Source organism: Ruegeria sp. CH2 (genome assembly GCF_056537065.1).
The window spans coordinates 850,500-867,036 of record NZ_JBQFQV010000001.1; the positions used below are offsets into that span (position 1 = coordinate 850,500).

Consider the following 16,537-nt stretch of genomic DNA (forward strand, 5'->3'; position numbering starts at 1 on the left):
TGGAACTTCGCCACAAATGTTCTTGGGAAAGTGTCCCCCCTTCCGATAGGGGTAAATCTGCTTGCAGACTGGCAAACCAGAAGTGATAGTCAACAAAAAGAAATTTTGTAGGATTACAACACGTGTCGAGCGCAGGAAAGTTCTGCTGTTTCAGCTGCCCCAGAAGCGACTTTAGCATAAAACCTATTGAGGACCTCTGCCCTGAATGCGGCAGACCATACAACTATGAGCTGCTCAATCCCCCCAAGAATGTAGGTGATTTTCGAATTCTGAAGTCGTTGGGCCGAGGGTTTTATGGCGCAACATTTATCGCTGAGAAAACCGGCCCAATCCCAAGAAAGTACGTTCTTAAAATTGTGCCGAAGAAACTTTACGAACACTTTGGCAAAAACTTTAACGAGGAATGTACAAACCATGCCACAACGGCGGAAGGTGCGGACTATATCGTAGATATCGCCGATGCGTTTGACAGCATCGCGACGTTTGGCGAGAAAACCATCGAGGTTCATGTAGCTGTTCTTGAATACCTGAATGGGAAGCCACTACAAAAGTACCTGAATGGCAGCGAAAACTTACAACCCAGCCTCGTTGCCCAAATTTCTTGTGACTTAATCAAAGTGGTACACGAACTGAGGGCGAGAGGACAGAACCACAACGATTTTCACGCGGGCAATATTCTCATTGAAGAGCTGACAAAGGAGCGCAGTCGTGATGGCGCTATCGAAACCTCAATTCGTGCGGTTGCGATTGACTTAGGATCGACGTCGGGTGATCGCAGGTCTGGAGGTGGGTATAAGAGTGATCTACACTGGGTCGCCGAACACATTGAAATTCTTTCGCGGAATCTAGTGGGTTCTTCCAAGCAGCCTTCCGACCTGGACGCACGAGTTTCGCTTGCTCTTCAAGACGTTGCAGCTTCTATTTCGGCTCCAGTAGAAGCCCAAAGAACGCCATATGCAGAAGACTTAATAAGGGCAATCGAAGACGCCTATTACCGCTCGGCTGAGCCATGGCGGCCTTGGCGAAAACAGCTGGCGTTTCGTAAATTTGACGAGTCTTACAATGCCCAAACTTTGGCACCGTGGCATGTTCCCCAGCTATTGGTTGACCCAGAAGGCGAGTGGCAAAAAAGAACGAGTTCAAAAGGCCCGTTAATCGTGACGGGCATGCGGGGTTGCGGTAAAACCATGCTCCTGCGCTCCTTACAGTTTCATGCTCGCGCTCGCCAAGGTACAGGAGAGACCGATCAAACTGTTTTGAAGCGGCTTGAGGAAGATGGCTTTGTAGGTTTTTTTGTTTCAGCTCAAATCCTGGTCGACAGTGTAAGCGGAGCGTCTGTAGCAAACGAACAACTATTCGCTCGACTGACAGTAGCATATGCACTTGAAGCTGCTCGGGCACTAGCTCACCTAAAGGACATTGATGAGGCACAGGTTGCGCCGCGAAGCCCGGCGATACTTTCAGAAGTACTCGAGCAACTACTGACTAATTTCAAAATCGAAGCGCAAACCACTTCGATTGAACGCTTTGAGCACACGCTTATTCGAAAGCTATTAGAGGTCAGCAGAGCGGACAGCCCATGCAGACTAGAAATACACCCGTCAAAGGCGTTTCCAGTACTTGCCAAAGCAATCGTTGACTGCTCGAAGCTGTGGGAGGCGTCACGGATATTGTTCCTTCTGGACGATGTCTCCACCCGATACCTTGAACCAAACAAAATCGAGGAGATTCTGTCGGCCATTATTTTCCAAACCACGGACCAAACCGTGGATTGTTCATTCAAGCTTACTTCCGAAACCCAAACAATTTTCCTGTCTCTGAAATCATTAGGCGGAATCGAGCAAGCCGCCCATTGGCGTGATTTCGAGACATTTGATTTAGGTGCCGAAGTTTACAAGAGATTGAAAGGTAGAGGTGGAAAAGACTTCATCGGCAAAATTCTTGCCCAGCGGTCTGACTACTTCCCAGGACATCCAGAAGAACAGCCTGCTTCAATCTTGGGTGACAAAACGCTTAAAAGCATCGCTGAAACGATTTGCAAAACTTCGCCAACATCCGCGAGCCGAAAATCAGTTTACTCAGGAATCTCAGCTCTGAAGGCGGTTTGTGTTGGGGACATTGGTAGCGTGATCTCAATATACGAGAGTATTCTTCAGCGAGGAGAAACCAAGTACCCAGTGTCAGCTCGAGCGCAGTCGGAGGTTTTTCAAGACCATTGCTCGCAACATCTGTACGTCTTGGACCGGCGCGGGAGCGAACTGAAGAGCGCGGCCAAGTCCTTTGCGTCCGCCTCTAACCGCGCGCTGCGCGATTCATATAAGAAGGGCGAGTCAAGAGGCCTGCGCCAGTACACTTCCATATACGTGCGTGTTTCAGCGGAGGATGAAAGAGCCCAAAGCGACCATCTCAGAGAACTCGTTGATGCAGGCGTATTTGTATTCCACGGAGGAACGCCGAGGAGCAAAACACACGATTCTGACCCAGTGCAGCAATTTCAGCTCGTATTCAGAAAGATTTACGGCCTTGCCGATTTCTTGCCGTTGGCAGATCGTGATCGTTTCGAACTATCGGGGCACGCACTCTCTGAGTGGCTGACAAAGCCGGAAGACGGCGCAGATCTACTATGCCGGAATTTGGGGGAGGCTGTAGACGAAGATGTAGAAGAAGATGAAGAAGATGGCGATGTGGATGAAACCGACGGCAAGCCGGAGTTGGCTGACCAGATTTCTTTCGAGTTTCTAGCCCCACAAAGGTCCAAAGTGAAAGCTGCACCAGAAAAAGGCTTAAACGTCCCTAGCATTAGGGAACTCTACCAGAACGACATGTCGTTAATACCAAATGTTTCGTACCTTGCTGGACTTGGGTTCGAAGAATGCTGCAAGATTTCCGTTCAGCGCAGCCTTGAAATTCTAAATCCGCATCAGATTAGATTTGTCAAATATGAGCTTTCAGGACGAAGCGAGCAAATCTTGGAACTGGTTGGAGGACGTGCGGCAAGCGTTTTCTTCCATGAAGAGACAGAAAACAAGTTTTTTCAAGATTCGGAAGCCTGCGAGAACACAGTGATAGATATCTCAGGCCTATCCAAATCTCTCATATTCAAGACCATTTCTGAAACATTACGGACTCGACGTAAAGTCATAGTTTGTTACACCGAACCTCAAGAAACTGGGCCTAGCGAACAATCCTTGCGGGGAGTTCTTAAAGCTCAAGAAATGCTTGAACAAGTTTCGGTGGTTGAAGAGTTGAGGAAGATTGTGGGAAGTGAGTTCCCTCCATACAGTAATCATTCGATTGAAAACATTGAATCTGACGCAACGCGTGCAAGGTCTTTGTTAGCGTTCTCGTCACCTGCGCACGAAAGGCTTGTGCATTTGGTAACCGACCGGAGCTACAACCACGTCGACGTTCTAACCAGTTCGGGAGCCGATGCTGGATCCAAGGTTGCCGCTATGGTCGCTCAAGTTGCTGTACGTGAGGCGGAAACTCACGAGATAATCGAACGCAACATGTCTGACCTTCCTCTAATCATTGAAACTATTGAGGAATCTTACAGAAAGAAATATTATCAGGGTGGCATGAATTTCGAGATAGGATTGACGGGAGGCAAGCTTTCAACGCTTGCAAGCGCCGCCTTTTGTTCAATGTATCATGTCAACAACGTTTGGTATGTGCGCCCGAACGGGTTTGACACTGACAAGTTTTCAACCGGCGCCAAAGAAACTCGGTTCTTCGAAATTTCCATATAACGCCATAATATAATCGCTTAAGATTGGCGGTACTGAATGAAAAAATCTCCCTACCTAAAAGATGATGCCCGATTGGCAGATGTAATTGCGGCGATTCAAGCGATGAGCATCTACAAGTTCTATAAACTAGATTTCGCGGGGTGGGCAGATAGGATCTCTGGTGACCCCAACATGGGAGAGCATTGGCGTCAGGTTTTTGTGGATCATCCCGAGTTTTTTAGGCTCGATAGCGTCAGAGTGAAAGCTTCACTTGTTGCACGCAGACAGCACCCAAAGAACTACGATGTAGATACGCGTAAACAAGTAGAAAAAGTCGAGTTCAATGCCATGAACTCGGAGCAAAAACAAAGGATATCTAGGAGTCCCCTTCGGCAAGACGAGATAGCCTCATTAATTCAAACCGCAGTCGAATTGCATTCTAGAGCTTTAGAGCAATCAAAAGATCGCAGATGGTGGCTACCTGTACTCACCGCATTGATTGGTGCAGCATCCGGTATTGCGGGAACTTTGATCGGGGCTATTTTCACTTAGAAACTCCAAAAAAGTCGCTCACGCAATCGCACGAATCCAATGTAGCCAAAGTGAAGACGGCTACCTTTCTGAGTGAAGGCGTTGGCTGCTACTATGAAATTCCTCTCTTTAGCCAAAATTGGTATCTTTTGGGCCAATCTGAATGCTGCGACAGCACTAAACGTGATTTTTCGCACCTTCGATGCTGTGTACCAATTCGGAATGAGTTAGGCGTTCAGCGTGCTCACACAGTTTCCTCAGGAAATCAGTGGCGAACCTGATCAAAGGCGTTGTCTGAGGGTAGTCCCCAAAAATACAAGCCTGTACACGTTCCAACCGATCAGCAGCTACAGGGTGGGTATCTACCTCAGCTCTGGAAATGAAATCATCTGCAGTGCGTTCTTTGATGATGGAACCCGCTTTCTGAATAAAATCCATGTATAAAAACAGAAGATTCATAGCTTCAATTTTTTCATAGTAGCTAGCTATCGGAGAAAACTTCTCGTTTTCAACCTCTGCTTCATTAAAGTATCCTGGGTTCCGCATATTATTTATCAAATTGGATCGAAAAAGTTCCAAAGAAAACTGATCAGCTGCGAATTCGAACTCGTGCCTAATACTACCTAACTGGCTTTCGTTGTTTTTTTGAAACTCAGCTAAGCGCTTTGGATGGTTAAGTACCGCATGTCCAAATTCATGCCCGACAATAAAATCAACTTGATCAACTGTGAGATGTTGAGCCTTTTGCACGTTTTCCATTCCAATCATCATTGGTGGTCGGACTGCTGACGACGCGTATGGCCTAAGCGCGTTCCAAAAATATAGAACGATTGGAACAATTTCTCCCCATGCCCGAGTGTAACGCTTTGGGCCTGCCAAGTGTTGGGTGCTAAAATACTCTAGTAGGAACCGATTCAGTAGCTTTAACAAAGGTTGGAGAGCATAGTTTAAGCCTATTACAGAACTACCGGACAATGAGAAAGTCGTCGCGTTAAGACCTGTCCTCTTAAGAACCGTTATCCCAACGCTTGGAAAACTTGCACTGCTAACCGTGTTTGGCGGAAGTCGACTCAGCACGTTCAAAAAGCTGAGGCGTGCCCAGTAAGGGTGCTTGGAGTTTTCAAACTTGAGATTCTGAGATATCTCTTGCGACGAATTTCTCATCGCCTTCAACAACAACGCATCGCAAGTCGCAGCCTTCAATAATTCTTCTTGAAACTTAGGTTCTGGCCAAAAAAAGGTGGCAAGCGATGAAAGCGCCAGGAAAGTGATGTCTTCGGGATCTATAGGATCGCTGATATTCTTTGCCGCAATGAAGTCACGCTGCTCAGTGTTTAAGTCTTCAAATTGAGTGTAGTTGGCAACCTGAAGTAACTCTAAGTCCAGTGCAACAGAGGCTTTATACTCGTCGCCTTCTAAAGGATCATTTTCCCCGAAGTACGCAGGAACTTGAGAAAATATCTGGCCAAGTTGCTGTTTCGTAGCGATCGGAACGCAGTGAGAATAATCCGTTTCAAAGTAGTTTCTGTAGAAGTTTTCTGTAGAACTCAAATCATCACCTCCAATATTTCTCGCGCCGTGTCCGATACCGGCGCAATCTTAGGCCATGCACTTGAGTACTTTGCCGTCAGTCGTTGCATGACCTGTTTTTGACGCCTTGAAAAGACGTTTTTCCACCCTCCCCGGCTTGGGAATTTGAAACTAAAAATCAACACCTTCGCAGTGTTTACCCCAACGCGATTGCGCTTTCGATTCCCAGAAATTCGAGCTAGGCTGCGTTCAGGATTGGCAGATAGAGTCAGTCTCGGGGCGTAGTAACCCCTCCCGTAGCGGTCGGTGCAGACCGTAATGCACCTCCTCGAACCTTATGGTCGGGGAGGCACTGGCGTATGTCCAGGGCTTCGGCCTAAAGGCCAGCGCGGTTGTCTACGGGCGGCTTACTAACTCCCCGGCTGCCAGAGGAAACTCTGGTGGCCGATTTCGTTAGTAGAGGAACCGCTATGAGCAGAAAAATTGCACTCTCGTATTTATTTGTGGGCGTGATGTATGCGGGTGCCGCGCATGCATTGGATGCCGAAGCTTGGATCGCCAAGTCGGATGATCTGGACCGACATCACGAAGCATTCCTGATCGCTGCCACAGAGTTGGTAGAGAACGGCACATGCACACCGACCGAGTTTGTTGAGCACGGAGGATGGGTGAGGTCGGGCTCATTTGAATCTAGGCCCGTGTACTTCATGTATTGCGGTGGACCTACAGTCGCCAATCGTTTGTATCTCGACGCCTCCACCGGCGAAGTATTTCGTTAATTTTCAATTCGTTAAAGAGAATAAACCACATGAAGAATTCAACACGACTCTGTCCGTTCTGCGCAGAGGAAATCAAAACCGCCGCCATCGTTTGCAAACACTGTGGCAGCAACCTTGGCGATCTTTCGGCACCTAACACGAGCAACCAAAATGCTGACAGGGTTATCACTAAACCATCGAAGCATCATGGAGTCGCAAAACTTGGCAAGTCTGCGGTGGGTGGGTTCATCAGGTTCCAGATACTGATTTTGGAACTTATTGCGTTCGGGTTTGCTCTCCATCTACTGCAAAAACAGGACGCTGATATCCAAACCGGTGTCGCGATGCTGCTTTTCGTACTGTTTCTATTCACCTTGATAACAGGCATTGGTATCCCTCACTTCCGGCATCGTGGAAAAGCCCTGTTGTTTCTGGCGGTCGCGACATTCTTTTCGCTCCAAGGTGCTGGGATAGTGAGCGAACAACGGGAGGCTCGTCTCGCCGAACTCCGCGAAACCGATCCCGCTGCGTATCTCGCCGAGCTTCGGAGCCTTGACGAAAATCGCTGGTTTACGGAACTCAGAACATTGGACCCTGATGCCCATGCAGCGGAAGCCGAGCGTCGCGCAAGGAAAGCCAAAGCAGAACGCCTTTCCAAATGCACCGACAAGAACAAGAGCCTCGCATATGTGATGATCCAAACCGACGTGCGAAATTCTCTGCGCTCACCGTCTACGGCGGAATTTCCCGGTCGATACGGTTCGGGGACAGGTCACATTGGCGATTGCGTTTATCAGGTTGTTGGAAACTTCGATGCCCAGAACGGATTTGGCGCGATGATCCGAGGCAGTTTCACTGGAACAATTCAGTATTATCCCGAGCGTGGTAGTTGGCGAACACTAACACTGGACGTGCAGAGCTAGTTGCCCAACTGACGATGAACCTAGTTGACGGCCCATCACGTTGCGGAGGTGCCCAGCGCGTCCTCTGGCGTCCGCTGGGTCGGTTGGCAGCCCAATGGCAGGGGTTGCACCCAGCAAACGATATTAAGCGCCCAGCGCGGCGCTAATAGGCTGCTGATGTTTGGCTAAGGATGTTACCTGTAACTGTTACTTTAGGTTGAACAGCAGCAAACAAAAAAGGGGGGGCCGCAACACCCCCCCCAATTTGGAACAGCTAACAGTACGTGGCCAAGTTACGGGTAACAGGTAACGCCACCCGCAACACTAACCTCAAAACGGCGTATCCGTCGGTGTCACTCGACCTTCAACTACGACCACTACACCATGCTTTGCGGTTGCGAATAGTTCAGTGGCACGTTCGTTAATACTACCCCGAGCGAACCCCTTTTTGGGGCGTCTATCCCCACCAGACAGATCGTGCAGGCGATGGGTACCATATTCCCAGCCTAGACGATCCATAGCCGCCTTGATGCGGTGGGCATTATCTTTAGTCATCCGGGATGTGTCGAGGTTCAGCAAAAGCTTAATGCTGTCCATCGAAACTCTGCCGGTACGGTTAGCAAAATTGTCAGTAAGAACCTCGGCAAATTCGTCCTCTACCATCCGTAAATCTTGAACACGGCTAGCTTCGCCCCAGAGATGTTTGGACAGGACGATAGATCCGCCTTCTCTTTCCCGCACCACAGCTTCGGCCCAAAGTTGGTTCACGGTGGCACTGAATCCCTCCAAATCAATCTCGCCAACTCTGACAGGCCAGATCCGGCGGTTGCCAGTACGATCACGCAGATATGTGTCTTCGTTGGTGGTACCTATGATGACGCAGTGACGCTTGAAGGATAGCACCGTTCTTCCATACGCAGGGCGAAACAGATCAACACTCGTGCTGAGAAATTTCTTCAGGCCTTGGCTGGTGGTCTTATTCATCCCATCCAATTCCTGGCATTCGACGATCCATGCACGGGAGAGAAGCTCAGCTTTGGTTTTGTCATCACTACGAAGGTCAAGGCTGCCACAATACCATTCGCTGCGGACCGCCAACATGGCCGCCAGTTGGGATTTCCCCGCACCTTGAGAACCTTCCAACACCAGCATGGTATCAAACTTGACGCCCGGTTGTTTGATTCTGCGCACTGCTGCGACAAGGAACTTACTGCCGAATTCACGATTCAGTTCTGTGTCTTCTGCCCCGCAATACGACGCCAACCAAGTATCAATGCGAGGGATTCCATCCCACGACACCCCTTCGAGATAGTCTTTGACTGGGTGGTAGGTATTCTCGTGAGCGACAGCCGCAATTTCCCGCCGGATAACTTCCGGGTTAGCACTAAAATTGAATTCGCGACTGAAAACGCTCCACAGGATGTCACCGACCTCATTCAGGTCGCGATTTTCAAGTTTGTATCCTGTTACTTCGTTTGTTTCGGTGAATTCATTGCGCTGAACATCAATGCCCAACAGGGTAAATGCATGGCGGATGTTCTCAGGCACCCGGGGAATCGGCTTTCCGTCATCATCAGCCACGGGCCAGCCACTTTGTTTGGTTTCCAGCAGTTCGTAAGCCCTCTTGATCTGACGGCGGCCATATTTCAGCGGGTTCGGGTTTTCGAGCACATGGGCGCTGATGCCGAAATCAGAGTCAGTGATGATTGACAGCACGTGACCGGGTTCCATACCTTTCCCCAGCATCCAAAGTGTGGCCGCAAATACCAACTCAGACCGGGAACTGTATGCTTTGTCAGGTGGAATCTGACCGGTCATAAGCACTTCTACCCATTTCTGATCCAACGGGATGATAGAACTCAAGTCGTCCGGCAACGGCAGAGCCTCGAAGTCCAGCGGCACATTGGTTGTGCCACCAGTCGCTTGCGGAAGCTTCGGTTCAGGGTCTGCACGGCGCATCTGGAAGTCATCCACGGCAAAAGATACCGGAGGAGACTCGAAGCTAATTGGATGAATGGGGTGTGCCACCTTCGGCACCCGACCGCTATCGCGCTTCTTATCGTTCAACCAATTCGTAGTCCAAGGCAAACGCAACAGGCGGTTGGCGTCATGCGTTCCTGGACCACCTTGCAGCGCGAACAGCAGAGATTTATTCAATGCTTCTGCAGCGTCTACGCTGATTGGTTCTTTAAGTTTCCAAACCGCCTGAAATCCGCCACCGGTAAACCAGATTGCGGATGGGTGCGGTATTCCTTTGGGCCGGATACCTTCTTCAGTTAGCAAATCGATAATACGTTCTTCTTGTTGGTTTTCGTCACCGGGATAATCCTTGTTGTCCAAGTCGACGTGCAGGTAACCCACCGCCTTCAAGTTGGCTTTGCTGCGTTTACCCTCAAGGTATTCAGCGTTCGGCAGGAAATAGAGGTTGCGCTGATAGGTGTCGTTGTTGTTGCCGGATACAAAGCTAACGGCAGATGCGGTTTCACCAACGCCGTAGGATTTATTTTTAGGATTGGCTGTTCCGTGGCTGCTCATCTGTTCCAGATAAAGTGGTGCATTTTGTGTGAGCCAGCCGACGAATTCGACGGCTTTCTGCGGGTCGCGGCGAAGATCAATTGGCATCAAAACTTCCTTCGCGGCTACGATCCTCAAGCCATTGGTCAATGTCGGAGCGGCGGTAGAAAACACGCGCACCGATTTTCACGTAGGTAGGGCTTTTGTTGTAGGATCGCCGCTTCTCAAAAAAGGAAGCACTCATGTGTGTATACTGGGCGACCTGCGCGGTCGTCAAAAGGTCAAGTTTTTTGGAATCAGCCATAGTCATCTCCAAGCTGAAACGGTCCTGCTGCAGAGGCAGCAAGATGTTTAGTGGGTGACTACGGTCAGTGGGTCATACGTTTCTTTAAGGGGCCTCCCAGCCGTCTCGGCCCCGCCGTCCTACTACCGGCCTCTCACCGGCCCTGCGTTTGTCGTTACGCGCTTGGGACAAATCTCTTGTAGGCAAGCTCAAAATATCAAATCGGGCACGTCCTTCAATCACAAAATCAACTATGTGCAAGCCCGTCCAAAACAATCTAACACACGTGTCACACGCGCTCGCGCGAACAGGCAACCATAGGATCAGTCGATAAATACTAGATTGGCGTCTCTGGCCTCTTTTTAGAAACAGGATTGCACTCGTGGATGTGACCTGAACTGGAACCCGGTGATGCGCCCTTGCCCTGATAGCCGTTGATGGGGTGGGGTCGCCCTGCCCTCCTGAAACCACTAGTGCAACAACAGGTCCTACCGAGCCCCACCGATCCTTCTTCCTTCTTTAGGCGATTACACCCGAAGTTTTCCAAGCGCCCCTAGCTTCATACCCGGCGCAAGAAATGGTCCGAATTTCACCACCGCTCTGATACAGCGTGACGACGGACTTGGCTTCCACTTTCAACTTAGGCCACCATTCAAGCAGCACCCCGGCAAGTTCCTCACAGCGTTGATCACTTGCGACTTGCTCCATGGTAGCGTCAGTCAATTCCACGTCGGGCAGCGTCAACAGTGGAGCGCCCCGTCGAAACTCGTCCCAGCTTTTGGCGTCAGCATTCTTGGGAAGCTGCAACATCCGCCGTTGAAACGGGAACGGAGAATTGGCTGCCGGGAAGATCTCAGGGTAAAGTGGTGACATCAGGTCAATGATATGGGTTTCCGTTTGAATCCACATATGGAAACCAGCCTGCTTCGCGCCCGCGCAATCGCCAATGGCGCTTCCAATGCCTAGAACACTCAGCCCATCTGGATGGTTGACATACCATTCGCCTGCAACTGGGCGGCAATGAACACCAAGCTTGTTCCTAATGATGACAGCTCCAAGTATTGCAAACAGCGATGCACTTGTCTCGTGATCCTTCACCAGTCCGGTTTTTGATAGAAGCCCTTGGATCGCCGTCGAGATTAGGTTGAAATCCATCTCGGTGATCGTGCTTTGTTTGGTCATTTTGTTTTCCTCATTTAGAGAAACCTATCCATCCGATGTCCGGATTTCTCTCGAATTGCTTTGAAGTGTGTGTCTTGTGGGATAGGTCTGCGTTTGCAGCTCGGATCACAGACGATGCGCGTCCGAGCCCCACAGCGTTAACTTTCAACAGGTGTTTCCTGTTGAGCCGCCAATTCCAACCATGCCCGGATTTTGGCCCATGGCCAGACACGGTTGCGCCCGTGGTAATTGGGCATAGGGAAGCGGCCTTGAGCAATCCTGCGATCAAGGACGGCTGGGGACATCGAACACAATGTCCGTACTTGTTTTGCGTTCAACAAGGCTTGGTCCGGCAACGTTGCAAAGTCGATTTGCATTGTCCGTGACCCAACCCCGGCATTTTTTGCGGATGAAGTCATATGTGCACCTACAATCTAGAGTGGTGGGTGCTGGGAATTTGTAGCAATGATGTAAGCACACGGATTCCCAGCAGTTGTTAACTGATTGGGACATCTACGCGGTTCACGACCTAGTTTTGGGTCAGTCGCAGCCTTGTCAAAGGCCCGGTGGTCATTGGCGTATCAAGCCTATGTAGTTCTCGATCATAGACACAAGGTGCCCCGCCATACCCCCAAAACAGGCTGGCGGCCTAAACTGATCGCTAAAGACTTATCGAAAAGATGTCAATTCAAAGAGATTTTTGGCTGCTGGTGCTTTGTTTACCATAAACAAAATTCGCCCAATCCTGCATCATAGCCCGACGACGCTCAAGCATATCTGACCTCCGGTAAGCACGCTCGACTGCTGAACCCATATTGTGAGCAAGAGCAATCTCGGCCATTTCCCGTGGCCATTCGGTTTCTTCAGCGGCCCAATCCCTAAATGTCGAGCGAAAACCATGGGGCGTAGCGACCCTGTTTGTTTGGCTATCCTTCCAACCATCGCCACCGGCAGCTTCCTCTGCTGCATTCATCTTTTTGATAATCGCAGCAATTGTCATATCGCTCATCGGCTTCCCAGAAGTTCCAGTCCAGATGATTTCGGCACCAGCAATTCGCGGTGTTGCCTTCAAAACAGCCAATGCTTGCTTGGACAATGGAACACGGTGACTTTTGCCCGTTTTGGTGCGCCCAGCAGGTACATTCCAGACCTTTTGCTTTAGATCGATCTCTTTCCATTCCGCGTTTCGCACTTCGCCAGAACGGCTAGCCGTAAGAATAAGAAATTCGAGGGCCAGCGCCGAGTTTGAAACTTTGCGCTTCTTGAGAGATCGCATGAACGCAGACATTTCCTTTACCGGCAACGCCGGGTGGTGGCCTTGCTTGTGCAACTTGCTTGGCGGAGCCAAAATCTGATCCAGATGGCCACGCCACCTTGCCGGGTTTTCACCTTTCCGGTGTCCGCTGACGGTCGCCCAATTTAGAACTCGCTCCATACGGCTTCGCACCCTTGAAGCAGTATCTGGCTTCTCCTTCCATATTGGACGCAGAACTTTCAGGACATGATCGAGTTCGATTGTTTCGACAGGTAAGTCGCCTAAGATAGGAAAAGCGTAGGCCTCCAATGAGTTCTCGAACTGTTGGCGCGCGCGGTAAGCGTTCTTTTGGTGCATGATTTTGTCTTGGCAGAATTCCAGAACGCATCGCTTGAAGGTTTTGGCCACTACCCTCTCTACGGTTGGTTTTGACTTTTCTCTTAGCGTGCGTCTTTCCTCAACCGGATCAAAGCCAGCCCACGCGCGGTCAAGCGACATACGCGCCCGTTCGCGAGCCATACTCAATGTTACAGAGGGGTAGCTTCCAAGGCCCAAATCACGGCGCTTACCACCAAAGGTCATCCGCAACACCCACGACCGGGAGCCTGAGGCCTTTACTTGCAAACATAACCCGCTGACCCCGCCAACCCTGTGGTATCCAGGCTTGTCCAGCTTATCGACCTGAAAGGCCGTCATTTCTTTGAGAGTACGACGCGGCAAATCTCACTCCTATTTACCCCTCTATTCTTCAGTTCGAAAGATAGCTTGAGAGGAGTAAAGAGGAAAGGCAAATCGTCACAAATCCGAAAAAAGGTATTAAGATCAATTATGAGGCCATCGGATGGCCGTGGTACTCGCCTCCAACTACATCCAAATCGCTGACTTGGCCCCGCAGTACGCGCGTGCGACGCTTGGTATTTTCAGACGTTCATGGCCCGCGATTCTGTCGAACTGCGGGCCAGATATGGCGTGTTTTTTCGGAACACCAGCCTACCCCTGCTCGTTCACGGGGCGCGATGTAGTCTGGTATGTGGCTTACCCACAGGCGCGCCCTTGTGGCACAACCTCGTATCCCGGCTCTTCCGGCTCATCATCCGTCATTTCGGCTGGAAAGCCCGGGGCGGTGATATCCAGGCCGGTTGCCTCTTCCAGCCGTTTGATAATATTTGGTGAAAGCTCGCGTTCGCCATAGCGCGCGATACCATCGTTAAAGATGCTGATCATCACCGGGTTTATTTCCAGCGGCACCCCGGCGCGGTCGGCGACCTCCTGAAACAGACCGATATCCTTCTTCACCAGATCCATGGTGAAGGAAATATCGCGCGACCCGTTCAGGATGACCTGACTTTCGGTTTCGTGCACGAAGGACGTGCCGGACGAGATTTTGATCGCCTCATAGGTCGTGTTCAGATCCATCCCCGCAGCCTTTGCCGTAACCAGTGCTTCGGCGCAGGTGATCAGGTTGGCGGTGGCAAGATAGTTGGTCATCACTTTCAGCACCGACGCCGAGCCCAGTTCACCGGTGTGCAAAACCCGGCGGCCCATTGTCGTCAGGAACGGCAGAATTCGTTCAAACGTTTCCCGGTCGCAGCCCGCAAAGATCGAGATATTGCCCGTCGCGGCACGGTGGCACCCGCCAGAAACCGGGCAATCGACGGCCGCACCGCCGCGCGATATGACTTCGGCACCCAGGTGTTTGACTTCGGCCTCGTCCGTGGTCGACATCTCCATCCAGATCTTGCCGGGGCCCACTTCGGGCAACATCTCCTGCATGACTGCGTCCGATGCTGCCGGAGACGGCAGACAGGTGATCACCGCATCGCAATCGCGCATCAACTGGGCGGGCCCTTCTGCCGCCTTTGCGCCTTTGGCGACAAACTCGGCCACCAGATCCGCGTTCAGGTCATGCACAGTCAGATCAATGCCGTTGCGCAAAAGGGATCCCGAAAGCTTGCCGCCTACGTTACCCAGACCGATAAATCCCACTTTCATATGACGCATCTCCAAGTTCGTCGTTTTCCCGTCATGCGACCATATACCGAACACGTTCTTCATGCCGCCGAACGACGCCTACAGGTCGCTTTTTTCACCTTGGCTTATTTGTTGCGCGCGAACCGCTTGACAAGCGGGTCAGCGGTGCCGCATGTCCCTGTCGTTGGTGTCGGCGACAGCCGATGAAAAGGGAATGCGTCAACGGTTCATCCGCCAAACGCAGCCGCCCCCGCGACCGTGACCGGAGAGGATGCCCAATGCCACTGGCCTGTGCCGGGAAGGCGGGACATCCGACAGAGCGACCGCTCTGGCATCCGCAAGCCGGGAGACCTGCCAACACCCGAAGTTGAAACCGGGCGGGGTGTTCCGGTGTCGGGTCCATGTGCAGACGTGGTGCCCGCATGAAACCCCGTCCCCCGCGAAGAGGATTTGGGGGGATGAGAGACATGACCGAGACCGCACCGGTAGAATTACTGGTCTGCACGACTTGCCGCCGGGGTCTGCCCTTCGAGGATGATGCTGAGCGTCCCGGCACATTGTTGCACAAGGCCTTGGAACAGGCTGCCCTGCCAGATGGCATCATTCTGAAACCTGTCGAATGCCTTTCGAACTGCGATCAGGGCTGTTCCATCGTTCTTCGGGGCGGGCCGGATCGCTGGACCTTTGTTTACGAGAACCTGAACGAAGTCGATCACGTCGATGTCATCATCGATGGTGTGACCAAGTATCTGGCCACAGACGATGGTCTGGTGAAGTGGCGCGACCGTCCTGAACATTTCCGCAAAAACTGCGCCTCGCGCATTCCCCCGATTGGAGGCTGAGATCATGTCGAACCTAGAAAAACTTCCCGTCACCGTGATCACCGGCTTTCTGGGCTCGGGCAAAACCACGCTGGTGCGCCATCTGATGCAGAACCCGCAGGGAAAGCGTCTTGCGATTGTTGTTAACGAGTTTGGCGATGTGGGTGTTGATGGCGACATTCTGAAATCCTGCGCGATACCGGATTGCCCTGCGGAAAACATCATGGAACTGGCAAACGGCTGCATTTGCTGCACCGTGGCCGATGACTTCATCCCGACCATCGAGGCGCTGATGGCGCTGGAACCGCGCCCGGATCACATCCTGATCGAAACATCCGGCCTTGCACTACCCAAACCGCTGCTGAAAGCATTTGATTGGCCTGATATCCGTTCGAAAATCACCGTTGATGGCGTGATTGCGCTGGCCGATGCCGAGGCTGTGGCCGCCGGTCGCTTTGCTCCGAACGTTGAAGCGGTGGATGCCCAACGGCTGGCTGATGACTCGATCGATCACGAAACACCCTTGTCCGAGGTGTTCGAAGATCAAATCTCGTGCGCGGATATCATCCTGCTGACCAAGCCCGATCTGGCAGGTCCCGAAGGTGTCGCGAAAGCCAAACAGATCATCGCCACCGAGGCGCCGCGCCCGCTTCCCGTCGTCGAGGTTGCAGAGGGTGTCGTCGACGTACGTGTCGTGCTTGGCCTTGAGGCTGCCGCCGAAGATGACATGGACGCGCGCCCGTCACATCACGATGGCCATCACGATCATGAGCATGACGATTTCGAGAGCATCATCGTCGAGTTGCCGGAACAGACCGACCCTGCGGAACTGGTAGCCAGAATCGAACGTCTTGCGACTGAGCTGAATATCCTGCGCGTCAAAGGCTATGCCGCCGTCGCTGGCAAACCGATGCGCCTGCTGGTTCAGGCTGTCGGCGCGCGGGTTCGTCACCAATACGACCGCCCGTGGGAGCCCGGTGAAGAGCGCCGCTCGCGCCTGGTCGTGATTGCCGAGCATGACGACATCAAAGAAGCCGAAATCCGTGATATCCTCGTGGGTGTGACCGAGGTTGCCGAGTAAGT

General features: G+C 51.6%; 12 protein-coding genes and 1 riboswitch. Of the genes, 6 read left to right on the forward strand and 6 right to left on the reverse strand.

What is annotated here, in order from left to right:
- The first annotated feature begins 122 nt into the window (after window positions 1–122).
- Both ACR0M9_RS04265 and ACR0M9_RS04270 read left to right on the forward strand, forming a co-directional pair.
- The gene (locus tag ACR0M9_RS04265) at window positions 123–3,749 is read left to right on the forward strand and encodes an ORC-CDC6 family AAA ATPase (RefSeq protein WP_480772900.1); all 3,627 of its coding nucleotides are present in this window, start codon (window positions 123–125) and stop codon (window positions 3,747–3,749) included.
- Between the two features lie 36 nt (window positions 3,750–3,785).
- Window positions 3,786–4,280, forward strand: coding sequence for a hypothetical protein (locus ACR0M9_RS04270; protein WP_480772901.1), 495 nt, complete (start codon window positions 3,786–3,788; stop codon window positions 4,278–4,280).
- Between the two features lie 156 nt (window positions 4,281–4,436).
- On the opposite strand, the gene ACR0M9_RS04275 is transcribed toward ACR0M9_RS04270, so the two are convergent.
- The gene (locus ACR0M9_RS04275) at window positions 4,437–5,810 is read right to left on the reverse strand and encodes a hypothetical protein (protein ID WP_480772902.1); all 1,374 of its coding nucleotides are present in this window, start codon (window positions 5,808–5,810) and stop codon (window positions 4,437–4,439) included.
- Between the two features lie 449 nt (window positions 5,811–6,259).
- On the opposite strand from ACR0M9_RS04275, the gene ACR0M9_RS04280 reads away from it, so the two are divergent.
- On the forward strand, window positions 6,260–6,568 hold the full coding sequence (locus ACR0M9_RS04280; protein ID WP_480772903.1) for a hypothetical protein: 309 nt from the start codon (window positions 6,260–6,262) through the stop codon (window positions 6,566–6,568).
- A gap of 29 nt (window positions 6,569–6,597) precedes the next feature.
- A complete protein-coding gene (locus tag ACR0M9_RS04285) occupies window positions 6,598–7,470 on the forward strand; it encodes a hypothetical protein (RefSeq protein WP_480772904.1) in 873 nt (290 codons plus the stop codon).
- A 309-nt stretch (window positions 7,471–7,779) separates the two neighbouring features.
- On the opposite strand, the gene ACR0M9_RS04290 is transcribed toward ACR0M9_RS04285, so the two are convergent.
- The 5 genes from ACR0M9_RS04290 to ACR0M9_RS04310 all read right to left on the reverse strand — a co-directional run bounded on the left by ACR0M9_RS04290 (window position 7,780) and on the right by ACR0M9_RS04310 (window position 14,717).
- Window positions 7,780–10,071 (reverse strand): virulence-associated E family protein, encoded by a 2,292-nt coding sequence (locus tag ACR0M9_RS04290; RefSeq protein WP_480772905.1) that lies wholly within the window; start codon window positions 10,069–10,071, stop codon window positions 7,780–7,782.
- The gene (locus tag ACR0M9_RS04295) at window positions 10,061–10,267 is read right to left on the reverse strand and encodes a helix-turn-helix transcriptional regulator (RefSeq protein WP_480772906.1); all 207 of its coding nucleotides are present in this window, start codon (window positions 10,265–10,267) and stop codon (window positions 10,061–10,063) included. Before ACR0M9_RS04295 ends, ACR0M9_RS04290 begins: the two co-directional genes overlap by 11 nt.
- 498 nt (window positions 10,268–10,765) lie before the next feature.
- Window positions 10,766–11,428 (reverse strand): DUF2026 family protein, encoded by a 663-nt coding sequence (locus ACR0M9_RS04300; protein ID WP_480772907.1) that lies wholly within the window; start codon window positions 11,426–11,428, stop codon window positions 10,766–10,768.
- 667 nt (window positions 11,429–12,095) lie between these two features.
- Window positions 12,096–13,382, reverse strand: coding sequence for a tyrosine-type recombinase/integrase (locus ACR0M9_RS04305; protein ID WP_480772908.1), 1,287 nt, complete (start codon window positions 13,380–13,382; stop codon window positions 12,096–12,098).
- A gap of 315 nt (window positions 13,383–13,697) precedes the next feature.
- Entirely contained in the window at window positions 13,698–14,717 is a 1,020-nt protein-coding gene (locus ACR0M9_RS04310) for an NAD(P)-dependent oxidoreductase (protein WP_480772909.1), read from the reverse strand.
- Between the two features lie 84 nt (window positions 14,718–14,801).
- Window positions 14,802–15,006: riboswitch (cobalamin riboswitch) on the forward strand.
- A 94-nt stretch (window positions 15,007–15,100) separates the two neighbouring features.
- Here ACR0M9_RS04310 and ACR0M9_RS04315 point away from each other — a divergent pair.
- On the forward strand, window positions 15,101–15,475 hold the full coding sequence (locus ACR0M9_RS04315) for a DUF1636 family protein (RefSeq protein ID WP_480484221.1): 375 nt from the start codon (window positions 15,101–15,103) through the stop codon (window positions 15,473–15,475).
- A 4-nt stretch (window positions 15,476–15,479) separates the two neighbouring features.
- Window positions 15,480–16,535, forward strand: a complete 1,056-nt coding sequence (gene cobW, locus ACR0M9_RS04320) for a cobalamin biosynthesis protein CobW (RefSeq protein ID WP_480772910.1) — start codon at window positions 15,480–15,482, stop codon at window positions 16,533–16,535.
- Window positions 16,536–16,537 lie beyond the last annotated feature (2 nt).

Bases quoted from the DNA above. Each gene is read 5' to 3' on its own strand.
- ACR0M9_RS04300 (WP_480772907.1), bottom strand. From the start codon at position 11,428: ATGACCAAACAAAGCACGATCACCGAGATGGATTTCAACCTAATCTCG.
- ACR0M9_RS04315 (WP_480484221.1), top strand. From the start codon at position 15,101: ATGACCGAGACCGCACCGGTAGAATTACTGGTCTGCACGACTTGCCGC.
- ACR0M9_RS04290 (WP_480772905.1), bottom strand. From the start codon at position 10,071: ATGCCAATTGATCTTCGCCGCGACCCGCAGAAAGCCGTCGAATTCGTC.
- ACR0M9_RS04270 (WP_480772901.1), top strand. From the start codon at position 3,786: ATGAAAAAATCTCCCTACCTAAAAGATGATGCCCGATTGGCAGATGTA.
- ACR0M9_RS04310 (WP_480772909.1), bottom strand. From the start codon at position 14,717: ATGAAGAACGTGTTCGGTATATGGTCGCATGACGGGAAAACGACGAAC.
- ACR0M9_RS04285 (WP_480772904.1), top strand. From the start codon at position 6,598: ATGAAGAATTCAACACGACTCTGTCCGTTCTGCGCAGAGGAAATCAAA.
- cobW (WP_480772910.1), top strand. From the start codon at position 15,480: ATGTCGAACCTAGAAAAACTTCCCGTCACCGTGATCACCGGCTTTCTG.
- ACR0M9_RS04295 (WP_480772906.1), bottom strand. From the start codon at position 10,267: ATGGCTGATTCCAAAAAACTTGACCTTTTGACGACCGCGCAGGTCGCC.
- ACR0M9_RS04280 (WP_480772903.1), top strand. From the start codon at position 6,260: ATGAGCAGAAAAATTGCACTCTCGTATTTATTTGTGGGCGTGATGTAT.